At 73.6% G+C, this 9,093-nt stretch carries 9 protein-coding genes; 6 read left to right on the forward strand and 3 right to left on the reverse strand.

Features of this window, described 5'->3' with window-relative positions; translation table 11 throughout:
• The first annotated feature begins 2 nt into the window (after positions 1–2).
• The 6 genes from truA to ASC60_RS29270 all read left to right on the forward strand — a co-directional run bounded on the left by truA (position 3) and on the right by ASC60_RS29270 (position 4,997).
• Positions 3–854: a tRNA pseudouridine(38-40) synthase TruA gene (gene truA / locus ASC60_RS29245; RefSeq protein ID WP_055556116.1), complete on the forward strand. Its 852-nt coding sequence runs from the start codon at positions 3–5 to the stop codon at positions 852–854.
• Positions 855–988: 134 nt separating this feature from the next.
• Entirely contained in the window at positions 989–1,867 is an 879-nt protein-coding gene (locus tag ASC60_RS29250; RefSeq protein ID WP_055556119.1) for an STAS domain-containing protein, read from the forward strand.
• Complete coding sequence (locus ASC60_RS29255; RefSeq protein ID WP_055556121.1) at positions 1,864–2,274, forward strand: STAS domain-containing protein; 411 nt, start codon at positions 1,864–1,866, stop codon at positions 2,272–2,274. Before ASC60_RS29250 ends, ASC60_RS29255 begins: the two co-directional genes overlap by 4 nt.
• Entirely contained in the window at positions 2,258–2,731 is a 474-nt protein-coding gene (locus ASC60_RS29260) for an ATP-binding protein (protein ID WP_370592976.1), read from the forward strand. Before ASC60_RS29255 ends, ASC60_RS29260 begins: the two co-directional genes overlap by 17 nt.
• Positions 2,728–3,753, forward strand: a complete 1,026-nt coding sequence (locus ASC60_RS29265) for a SpoIIE family protein phosphatase (protein WP_063787230.1) — start codon at positions 2,728–2,730, stop codon at positions 3,751–3,753. The genes ASC60_RS29260 and ASC60_RS29265 overlap by 4 nt, the downstream gene beginning before the upstream one ends.
• On the forward strand, positions 3,750–4,997 hold the full coding sequence (locus tag ASC60_RS29270; RefSeq protein ID WP_055556125.1) for a PP2C family protein-serine/threonine phosphatase: 1,248 nt from the start codon (positions 3,750–3,752) through the stop codon (positions 4,995–4,997). The genes ASC60_RS29265 and ASC60_RS29270 overlap by 4 nt, the downstream gene beginning before the upstream one ends.
• 6 nt (positions 4,998–5,003) lie before the next feature.
• Here the strand turns inward: ASC60_RS29270 and ASC60_RS29275 are convergent, their stop codons facing one another.
• From ASC60_RS29275 to ASC60_RS29285, 3 genes are all read right to left on the reverse strand, one after another.
• The gene (locus ASC60_RS29275; protein ID WP_055556127.1) at positions 5,004–5,603 is read right to left on the reverse strand and encodes a hypothetical protein; all 600 of its coding nucleotides are present in this window, start codon (positions 5,601–5,603) and stop codon (positions 5,004–5,006) included.
• A 101-nt stretch (positions 5,604–5,704) separates the two neighbouring features.
• On the reverse strand, positions 5,705–7,837 hold the full coding sequence (locus ASC60_RS29280; RefSeq protein ID WP_055556129.1) for a glycosyltransferase family 4 protein: 2,133 nt from the start codon (positions 7,835–7,837) through the stop codon (positions 5,705–5,707).
• 298 nt (positions 7,838–8,135) lie between these two features.
• Positions 8,136–9,008 (reverse strand): hypothetical protein, encoded by an 873-nt coding sequence (locus ASC60_RS29285; RefSeq protein ID WP_055556131.1) that lies wholly within the window; start codon positions 9,006–9,008, stop codon positions 8,136–8,138.
• Positions 9,009–9,093 lie beyond the last annotated feature (85 nt).

Consider the following 9,093-nt stretch of genomic DNA (forward strand, 5'->3'; position numbering starts at 1 on the left):
GGGTGAGTGACGAGGCGGCGCCCGGTTTCGTACGGATCCGGCTTGATCTGAGTTACGACGGCAAGGACTTCTCGGGCTGGGCCAAGCAGCGCGAGCGGCGCACCGTCCAGGGCGAGCTGGAGAGCGCCCTGCGCACGGTGACCCGATCGTCGGACACCTACGAGCTGACGGTGGCGGGCCGCACCGACGCCGGGGTGCACGCCCGGGGGCAGGTCGCGCACGTCGATCTGCCGGAGCCGGTGTGGGCCGAGCACCGGGACAAGCTGCTGCGCCGGCTGGCGGGGCGGCTGCCGCACGACGTACGGGTCCGGCGGGTCGCCGAGGCGCCGCCCGGTTTCAACGCGCGCTTCTCGGCCATCTGGCGGCGGTACGCCTACCGGGTGGTGGACCATCCGGGCGGGGTCGATCCGCTGCTGCGCGGCCATGTGCTGTGGCACGACTGGCCGCTGGACACGGACGCCATGAACGCGGCCTCGGCGCCGCTGCTCGGCGAGCACGACTTCGCCGCCTACTGCAAGCGGCGGGACGGCGCCACCACCATCCGCACCCTCCAGCGGCTGAGCTGGGAGCGCGGCGCGGACGGTGTGATCACGGCGACGGTGCGGGCCGACGCCTTCTGCCACAACATGGTCCGCTCGCTGGTCGGCGCGCTGCTGTTCGTCGGCGACGGCCACCGCCCGGTGGACTGGCCGGGGAAGGTGCTGACGGCGGGGGTGCGGGATTCGGCGGTCCATGTCGTACGCCCCCACGGGCTGACCCTCGAAGAGGTCGGCTACCCGGCCGACGAGCTGCTCGCGGCCCGGAACAAGGAGGCACGCAACAAGCGTTCGCTGCCGACCTCGGGGTGCTGCTGACCTGCGACGGGTGTGTGATCGCGACCAGCGGGTACACGATGTCGCGCAATCTGTGTCTGGAGCCGGGGCACAGGGGATCGATAATATTTGTGCCGCACAGACCGGGTGGCCGACCGGGAAGGGATGCAAACCGCGTGAGTACCAGTGAGGCCGCCGTACGTGAACAGCTGACGAGGACTCTGCGGGAGCGCGACGAGGAGATCGCCGACCGCTGGGTCGCCCTGCAGCTGGAGCAGGCACTGCTCGGTACCGACATCAGCGAGGCCGAACTCCGCGAGGAGGCCGACTCGTTGATCGACGCCCTGGTACCGGGCCTGGAGAGCGACGTCCCGGTGGACCGGGTCGTCACCTCCCACCCGGGGCTGCACGAGGCGGTCATCGGGCTGTCGCTGCGCCGGGCGCGGGCCGGGGCGACCCCGACCGCCACCTCGCTCGCGGTGCTGGCGCTCAAGGAGGCGCTGCTGAAGGCCGTACAGCGGGAGACCCGGGACGCCGAGGAGCTGTTCGCCACGGCGGTCTTCATCAACCGGCTGCTCGATGTGGCCGGGGCGCTGTCCTTCGAGACGTACGTGGAGGGCCGCGAGGAGATCATCCGGCGGCAGAGCCAGCAGCTGATGGAGCTGTCCACGCCGGTGGTGCGGCTGTGGAAGCAGGTCCTGGCGGTGCCGCTGATCGGCACGCTGGACACCGCGCGGACCCAGGTCGTCATGGAGAACCTGCTCCAGGCGATCCAGGACCATGAGGCGCTGGTCGCGATCATCGACATCACGGGCGTCTCGACGGTGGACACCGCCGTCGCCCAGCACCTCATGCAGACCGTCAACGCGGTGCGGCTGATGGGCGCGGACTGTGTGATCAGCGGCATCCGGCCGTCCATCGCGCAGACCATCGCCCAGCTCGGCATCGACCTGTCCACCATCCTCACGCGCGCGACGCTGGCCGACGCGCTGGCCGCCGCGATCAAGCTGATCGACGGCCCCGGCCCGGGCGGCGACGCTGGGGAGAGCCGGTGAGCGAACACCGCCCGGCGGGCGTTCCGATCCTGCGGCTGGGCGATGTCCTGGTCACCGGACTGCTCAACGAGCTGGACGACCGGGCAGCCATCGCCTTCACCGAGGAGCTGACGACCCGTATCTCCGCCGAGGGCGCGCGGGGGGTGCTCATCGACATCTCCCGGCTGGAGATCATCGACTCCTTCGTGGCGCGCACCCTGATGGAACTGACCACGGTGTCCCGGCTGCTGGGCGCCCGGGTGATCGTGGCGGGCATGCGGCCGCCGGTGGCGATCACCCTGGTCGAGCTGGGCATCGAACTGGTCGGTGTGGAGACCGCGCTCAACCCGGAACAGGGCCTGGCCGCACTGGGGTGGCGCCAGGCCCAGGAACCCGTGGGAGGGTCCCGACGTGGCGCCGCACGGTGAGTCCACCCTCGCTTCCCGGCCGGCCCCGGTGCCCCGCGCGGGCGACGGCGAGGCGGGCGCGCCCGTGACCCATCAGGTCCGTACCGAGGAGGACCTGCTGGCGGTGCGGCACGCGGTGCGCGCGGCCACCGTCGAGGCCGGGTTCGGGATCGTCGACCAGACCCGGGTGGTCACGGCGGCGAGCGAACTGGCCCGTAACGCCTATGTCCACGGCGGGGGCGGCACCCTGACCGTCCAGCAGGTGCGCGGCCCCGCCGGGCGCGGGCTGCGGCTGACGGTCAAGGACGACGGGCCCGGCATCGCGGACCTCGACACGGCGCTCACCGACGGCTTCACCACCGGCTCGGGGCTCGGCCACGGGCTGGGCGGCGCCCGCCGGCTGATGGACGAGTTCACGGTGCACACCGGCGCCGGACAGGGAACGGTCGTGATCGCCACCCGGTGGACGGTCCGGTGACCCGTACGACGGTGGCCCCCACCGCCCAGGTACGGGTCGACCACCACAGCGCGGTCCACCTGGCGGCGGAGACGGCGCGGAGGGCGGCGCGGGCGTGCGGGCTGCCCGGCGCGCTGCCCGACCAGGCGGCCGTGGTCGCCTCGGAGCTGGCCACCAACCTCGACAAGCACGCCAGCGACGGCACTCTCTACATCCAGCCGGTGCCGCTCGGCGAGGGCGTGGAGATCGTGGCCGCCGACCGCGGCCCGGGCATGGCCGAGCTGGAGCGCTGTCTCGCGGACGGCTACACCACCACCGGAACCCTCGGGGTGGGGCTCGGCGCGGTGAGTCGGCTCGCCACCCACTTCCTCATCCGCACCGGTACGTGGCGGGACACCGAGGTCGGGACCTGGGCCTGCGCCCGGCTCACCCCACCCGGCGACCGGGCGGCCGCGTCGCAGGGCGTGGGGTCGGTGTGCCTGGCCGTCGAGGGGGAGGAGGACTGCGGCGACGCCTGCGCCGTCGCCGCCACCGGCGACACCCGCACCGCCGTCGTCCTCGACGGGCTGGGCCACGGGACGCAGGCCGCCGAGGCGGCCGGTATCGCGCTGCGCACCTTCCACGCCGACCCCGGGCGGCCGCTGGGCGAGCTGCTGACCGGCATGCACCGCGCGCTGCGGCACACCCGCGGTGCCGCGGCCGGGCTGGTGCGGCTCCACGCGGACCACGCCGAGTACTGCGGCATCGGCAACGTCCGCGTGCTCGCCCTGACCCACCAGGGCGTGCGGTCCCGGCTCACCGGACAGCCCGGCGTCGTCGGCTGGTCCATGCCCGCCCCGCACGTCCACCGCTTCCCGCTGCCGCCGGGCGCCACCGCGGTGCTCCACAGCGACGGCATCGACGCCGGATGGGCGCGCGATCCGTCACCGTTCCTGCTCCGGCTCCCGCCACCCCTGCTGTCCGCCGCACTCGCCCACGGCCATCGCCGCAACCGCGACGATGCCTCGGTTCTCACGGCCAGGCCCCCACAGAGGCACCCATGACCACCCGGACCATCGGCTGCGACACGGCGGACGGACTCAGCCGGGCGGTGCGCCGCGTGGCCCGCGACCACGCCCTGGATCCGGGCCTGCGCGGACGGCTCGTCCTGTCCGTCGCGGCCGTCGCGGAACCGGCCCTGCGCGCGGCCGGACACGCCTCGCTGAGCTGGACGTTCCAGTGCGAGGACGACGACCGGTACGGGCTGCTCACCCTGGCGCTCGGTTTAGACGGCCCCGCGGCCCTGCCGTCCGCCGAGACCGCCGCCGCGCTCCCGCTGCCCGCCGACGCGGTGACGGACCGGGAGGTGGTGTGGCGGCTGCAGGCCGCCCCGGCGGCGGACGCCCCGGCCGACGGGACGGCACCGGACGCCCCGGCCGACGACGCGGCGCTGGTGGAGGAGGAGCTGCGCGCCGTGGTGGCCCACACCGACGCGCTCACCGCCGAACACCGCCGACTCAAGGACGAACTCGCCGAGACCAACAGCGGTGTGCTCGCCCTCTACGTCCAGCTCGACGAGCGCGACGAGCGGCTCCGTAAGGCCCACGGCCAGACCCTGCGCGAGCTGGAGGACGCGCTGCGCCCGGCGCTCCTGGAGGTCGACGGCCTCGAACTCGCCGTCCACTACGCGCCCGCGGGCACCGACGCGCCCACCGGCGGTGACCTGTACGACTGGTTCGTGCTGCCCGACGGCACCGTGCACATCACGATCGTGGACGCGCTCGGGCACGGGGTGACCAGTACCCGCAGCGCCCTCAACGTCACCCACGCGGTGCGCACCCTCGCCCTGGAGGGCCACCACCTCCAGTCGATCGTCGCCCGCACCGACGAGATCCTGCTGCCGTTCGACCGCAACGTGATGGCCACCGTCCTGCTGGCCCGGATCAACCCGGCCACCGGTGAGCTGTGGGTGGCCAACGGCAGCCATCCGCCCGCGCTGCTGACCCGCGCCGACGGAACGGCGCGCTATCTGGAGGCGCGGGGGCGCGGGATCGGCTTCCCGATGCCCGGAAGCGACCGGCTGCTGACCGAGAAGATGGCGCCGGGGGATCTCCTGCTGCTCTACACCGACGGGCTCACCGAGAGCCGACGGGACCCCGTGGAGGGCGAGAAGCGGTTGATCGAGGCCGCGTACGAACATCTGCACGCCCCGATCGAGGAGATCCCCGGCGCCATCGCGGACGAGATGCACACCGTGATCCTTCACCCGGACGACACGCTCGCGCTGGCCGTCCGGGTCCGGTCCTGACGATTCCTAGGAGGAGCGCAGGATCGCGGGCCGGTGGTGCCGCTGCCGCCGTCGCCGCAGCGCCCGGTCGTGCGGCTGCGCCCGGACCAGCTCCTCGAACAGCGGGTAGGCGCCGAGCAGCGCCTCCCGGAGCCGGTCGGTAGGGACATGGCCCGCGCGGGCCCGCTCCGCCTCGGTGTGCAGCCGCCGGTAGCCCTCGACCGCCTGGGCGTGCCGGACGGACAGCGCCTCCTGTAGCTGCTCCGGGGACTCGGCCGGATACCCGCGCTCGGCCGCCAGCGCGCCGAGCAGCCGGTCGGCCTCCCGCACGGCGAGCGCGGGCGACTCGACGAACCGCTCCTGCAGGCCGGACCAGCGGGCCGCGTACTGCTCCCGGGACTCCGGCGTCAGCGCCCGGATCGACAGTTCGCCGTAGCGTCGCAGCCGCTCGCTCAGCTCCCACTGCGCCGCCTTCGCGTCGCCGTCGTGCCGCGCGACGGCCCGGTCGTATTCGGGGCCGAACCGGCTGATGAGGCCGTCGCGGCTGCTCTGCCGCACCGGCCGCGCGAACACCAGCGCCACCATGGCCACCAGTGCCGCTACCAGAATGATGAGCGTGACTGACATCGGATTGCCTTCCGCAGAGAATTCCTCGCTCGAGGCTTGACATCACCGAGTGTTACCGCCGTGGCCGGGGCCAAACGCGGTGGACTCGTCGGCTCACGCTCTCAAGTCATGTGCGGTGCGCAGCTGATGGCGAGGTCCTCGGCCTTGCCCAGGTAGGGGCGTACACCGTGGGTGACCGGGTAGAGGTCCGTCGTGTGCCGGTCGAGGATGTCCCCGACGACCCGGCCTATGCGGATCGCGGTGGTGGCGTCGGAGGTCTTGCGCAGGGTCAGGTCCCAGTGGGTGGTGCCCGTCCCGTCGCCGCGCGCCGCGTGGATCCGCTCGTACGGGAGGGTGAAGCGGAACCGGGTCGCGTCCAGCGCGGTGACGCCCGTGGTGAACGGCAGGGCCGCGCCGCGCGGGGTGGCGACCGCGCTCGGGGTGGCGTCGGGGCCGAAGCGGGCGCCGTGCAGGGTGCCCTCGACGGTGAGCCCGTCCGCCTCGGCGCGGATCACCCGGGCCTCGGCGTGCGCCGGACGGCGCCAGGCGCGCAGCGCGAGATAGCCGTCGACGGTGGAGTACGGGATCCACCAGGAGAACGGGGAGCCGGGCAGCGGTTCGAGGCCCACCAGCCCGCGCCCCTCGGCGAACCGGCACATCACCCGGCGGCGCACCTCGTCCGAGGAGCGCACCACATGCGCGTCCCAGCGCCCCTCGGCCAGGTCGATCGCGCCGCGGTCCAGCGTCGCGGTCCACGGCGCGCCCGGGGCGACCGGCGGCCGCAGCGGCACCCGCACCGGGGCGCCCCCGTCGCGGCGGTGGCTGAGGGTCAGCCAGAGGCCGGTGCCGTGGACGCCCGCGGGCTCGACCAGCACCGTCATGATGCCGTCGGCGTCGACCCGGCAGGAGGCGACCGGGCGCAGCGGCTTGCGGATCAGCTGCTTGACCGTGCTCTTGAAGGCCTTTCGGGGCGCTCGGTCGGCAGGTGGGCCGAAGGGGCGCGCCGGTACCGAAAGGGACAGCGCGCGCAGGGGGCGGGGGACGAAGGACCGGGGACGGTCGGGCCCCGGCACGGGCCGCGGCGCCCCGGCGGCGACCCGGGCCGTGAACAGCGTGTCGAACAGCTTCTCGTACGCGGCGGCCATCCGCGGCGGTGCGTACCGCTGCGCCGCGACCCGCGCCGCGGCGCCCATGGAGCGGCGCAGCGGCTCGTCCTCGATCAGGGTGAGCAGCCCCTTGGCGACGGCGTCGGTGTCGCCGACGGGGACCAGCAGTCCGTCCCGGCCGGGGGTGATGATCTCGCCGGGCCCGTGCGGGCAGTCGGTGGCGACGACAGGCACGCCGCAGTGCATCGCCTCGACGATCGTCATGCCGAACGACTCCTCGCGGGAGGTGACGGCGGCGATCGAGCCCTTGGCCCACTCGGTCTCGATGGGGGAGTGGGCGCCCATCATGGTGATGTGCCCGGCGAGTCCGAGTTCGTCGATCTGGCGGCGCAGCGCGGGCGCCTGGGGGCCGCGGCCGTAGATCCGCAGGTGCCAGTCGGGGTGTTTGGCGGCGACCGTGGCCCAGGCGGCGACCAGCAGGTCGTAGCGCTTGACCGGGATGAGCCGGCCGGCGGCCACGACCAGTTTGGCGTTGCCGTCGGAGGGCTCGACGCCGGTGGCGGGCACGCAGTTGGGCAGTCCGGTCAGGAGGGTGGGGATGCCGGGCAGCCGGTCGCGGTGGGTCCGCGCGTCGGCCTCGGAGACGGAGGTGTTGGCGTCGAGCCGGGCGAGGGCGGCGTCGCAGGCGGTGCGGATCTCGGCGCGGTGGGTCTCGTACAGCCGGTGTTCCTGGCCGATCCGCAGATAGCGGCCCTCCTGGCCGAGGGCTGCGAGGCAGATCACCAGGCCGGGGCGGGTGGCGATGACGACATCGGCGTCGGTGACGGCCAGATAGGCGGCGAGGCGCTGGTCGGTGAGGGCGTTGAAGTTGACGGTGCCTCTGGACTCGGCGTCCGGTACGTGGGCGCTGGGCTGCTTCAGCAGCGGGTTGCCCAGGTCGCTCGACTCGCTTGGGGCGCCCGGGCGTTGGTCGATCAGGGGGGTGAGCCGCACGGTCGCGGGGAGGGGCAGGCCCGGGGTGTCGATGGTGCGGATCAGGGAGACGATCTCCACCCGGTGGCGGGCGGCCAGCGCCCCGGCCAGATTGAAGGTCGACCGGATGGTGCCGCCGATCCCATAGGCGTTGTGCAGCAGAAAAGCGATCTTCATGGTGATGTACGCGCGGCGCCGTCGATCCGCCCCGACGCGCCCTCCCCTCCGGATGTGCCGCCGGTGTGATGGCGATATGGAGTGAACTGAGGAACGATCGGTCGGTAAGACAGCGTGGAGGCGGAAAAGTTGCTTATGCATGTGGTGATATGGGATGCACCACATTCAGTGTGAGCTGTACAACCTTTTGCCGCATGGTGAGTCCACGCCCGGCCCGGAGGGGTGCGGGCGGGCGGGATGACGGAGGGTGGGGTCGGCGGCGGCGAGGGCGGCCCGGGCGCGGCGCCGGGCGGTGGTGTCAGCCGGTGGTGCCGGCGGCGGCCGACGCCTGCGCGTTGCCGCGGGCCAGGATGCGCAGGAAGGTGTAGTCGGCCAGATCGCGCCCGGCCTGCAGCGCCTTGGTGTCCGCCGTGGTGACCTTCTTCCCCGAGGTGTAGCCGGAGATCGTGAAGTACGCGTACCGCCCGATCGCGTTGGCCGAGGTGCGGCACGCGGTCTGGCGGCAGAACGACGGAACCCCGCCGCCGGACAGGGACGCCACGTTCGGCTTGTACCCGTTCTTCGCCTTCTCCGCGCCCGCCCGCCCGTCGAAGACGGCGACGCCGACGGTGACCGCCACGCCGTCCCGGACGAAGGTGGCGCGCAGCAGCTTGCGGCACCCGTTGTCGCTGAGCACCGACCCCAGGGCGCCCTGGGTGCCCGTCGCGCAGCTGGAGGTGGCGGCGGTCGCCCCCTTCGTGTACGAGCGGCCCTCCTTCGCGGCTTCCTCGTCGGGGAAGAGCGTCGTGGCGCTCAGCGGCGCCTTGTCCCGCTTCGCGTCGGAGAGGATGTCCAGCGGCTTGGGCGGCGCCGGTGGCGCGACATTGGAGAACGACGGCTCGGGCGTCTGCGACTCGCGCGGCAGCGCCGGCTGGGAGGGCGGATGGTTCGCCGAGTCGTCCGGGGGGCCGCCCTTGTCGTCGCTGCTGACCACGGCCGTGGCGACCATGGCCCCTACGGCCGCCGTCGCCAGCGCGGCGCCCCCGATGAAGAGCCACCGGCGGCGCCGGCCGCGCGCGGCGGTGTGATCCGCCATCGCGGCCCAGTCCGGCGTCGACGACGGGGACGGCCGAGACGACGGAGACGGCTGAGACCCCCCGGGCCCGTACGGCCCCCCTTGCCCAAAGCTCATGGCGCGCATCCTAGTGGGGGCGGGTGACGCCGGGGACCCGTCGACCGCCGGGGAGGCGTTTTGACCCCCGTGGGGGCGGGCCGGT

It is taken from the genome of Streptomyces sp. NBRC 110028 (assembly GCF_001417735.1).
Classification (GTDB): Bacteria; Actinomycetota; Actinomycetes; order Streptomycetales; family Streptomycetaceae; genus Streptomyces.

What these genes read in the sequence shown, in the direction of transcription:
- ASC60_RS29270 (WP_055556125.1), top strand. Translation starts at nt 3,750, where the DNA reads ATGACCACCCGGACCATCGGCTGCGACACGGCGGACGGACTCAGCCGG.
- ASC60_RS29275 (WP_055556127.1), bottom strand. Translation starts at nt 5,603, where the DNA reads ATGTCAGTCACGCTCATCATTCTGGTAGCGGCACTGGTGGCCATGGTG.
- ASC60_RS29280 (WP_055556129.1), bottom strand. Translation starts at nt 7,837, where the DNA reads ATGAAGATCGCTTTTCTGCTGCACAACGCCTATGGGATCGGCGGCACC.
- ASC60_RS29285 (WP_055556131.1), bottom strand. Translation starts at nt 9,008, where the DNA reads ATGAGCTTTGGGCAAGGGGGGCCGTACGGGCCCGGGGGGTCTCAGCCG.